1 protein-coding gene is annotated in these 1,608 nt (G+C 55.2%); it reads left to right on the top strand.

The annotated features are described in order from the left end of the window. Window positions 1–40 precede the first annotated feature (40 nt). Window positions 41–1,582: an IS3 family transposase gene (locus VQ830_RS28615; RefSeq protein WP_337271530.1), complete on the top strand. Its 1,542-nt coding sequence runs from the start codon at window positions 41–43 to the stop codon at window positions 1,580–1,582. The last annotated feature ends 26 nt before the right edge of the window (window positions 1,583–1,608 follow it).

Below are 1,608 nucleotides of genomic sequence, written 5' to 3'. Positions count from 1 at the left end.
GGAGGTGCGGACGAATTCTTGGACGAGCAGGAGATAGTTCATGTATTCGTACGAAGACCGCATGAGGGCCGTGCAGCTTTACATCAAGCTCGGCAAACGCGTGAAGGCGACGATCCGTCAGTTGGGCTACCCGACGAAGAACGCTCTCAAGCATTGGTGTCGCGATTACGAGCATGGTCACGTCGTGGCGGCGGGCTATATACGCACCAAACAACGGTATTCGGATGAGCAGAAGCGGATTGCCGTCGAGCACTATCTGAGCCATGGCCGTTGCCTGGCATGGACGATAAAGGCGCTGGGCTACCCTTGCCGTCAAAAGCTCTCGGCCTGGATCGATGAAGATGACCCCAACGCCAGGCGGCGGGTTGTTGGCAACACCGTGACCGTTACGCGCCGATCGGACCAAGAGAAACGAACGGCTGCGATTAATTTTTGCTCTCGCCGTGAGAGTGCACGCTCCTTGGCTCAGCAGGTAGGCGTCAGCCGGCAGACGCTGTACAACTGGAAAAACCAGCAACTCGGTCGTGAGGTTCCTGCATCCATGACACGCCGCCGCGATTTACCACCGACAACCAGCAGAGACGAACTTGAGCGCGAACTCGAAGCGCTGCGCAGAGATGTCCAGCGCCTGCAACTCGAACATGACTTGCTTACAAAGGCCAACGAACTCATAAAAAAAGATCTGGGCATCGACCTGCGGCTCCTGGCAAATCGGGAAAAGACACTGCTGGTTGATGCCCTGCGACAAACATATGCATTACCCGAACTGCTCACGCGGCTTGAGTTTGCCCGCAGCTCCTATTTCTATCACCGGTCTCTGCTTTCCTTTGGTGACCGGTACGCAGAGCTTCGCCAGACCATTATGACGCTCTTCGAAACCAATCGTAATTGCTATGGCTACAGACGCATTCATGCGGCACTGATCAAAAGAGGAGAACAGGTCTCCGAAAAGGTCGTACGCCGCCTGATGAAGCAGGAACAGCTTATCGTGGCTACAATGAAGCGGCGTCGGTATAACTCTTATCAAGGCGAACTGGACGCCGCGCCGGAAAATCTGGTCAATCGTGATTTCCACGCTGCGGTGCCAAACGAGAAATGGCTCACCGATATCACCGAATTCCACTTGCCGGCCGGGAAAGTGTATCTGTCGCCGATGATCGACTGCTTCGACGGGCTGGTGGTCAGTTGGTCTGTTAGCACGCGTCCGAACGCTGAACTCGTAAATACCATGCTTGATGCCGCAATCGAAACGATCAGCGATAGTTCCGATCGTCCCGTCGTGCATTCTGATCGGGGTGCCCATTATCGCTGGCCTGGCTGGCTGTCGCGCATGCACAATGCTGAGCTCGCCCGGTCCATGTCTCGCAAAGGATGCTCACCGGATAACGCGGCCTGCGAGGGCTTCTTCGGACGGCTTAAAAATGAGATGTACTACCATCGCGACTGGATCAACACGACGCTTGAGGACTTCATGCAGCAGGTGGATTCCTATATCCGGTGGTACAATCAGCATCGCATCAAAATATCACTCGGTGGCCTTAGCCCCTTGGAATACCGCAGGAACCTAGGGATTGTAGCATAGGAGTCCAAGAATTCGTCCGCACCTCC

It is taken from the genome of Oryzifoliimicrobium ureilyticum, from assembly GCF_037199735.1.
GTDB classification, from domain to species: Bacteria; Pseudomonadota; Alphaproteobacteria; order Rhizobiales; family Rhizobiaceae; genus Rhizobium; species Rhizobium ureilyticus.
The sequence above is the reverse complement of the archived record's forward strand: the minus strand, read 5'-3'. Positions and strand labels throughout refer to the sequence as shown.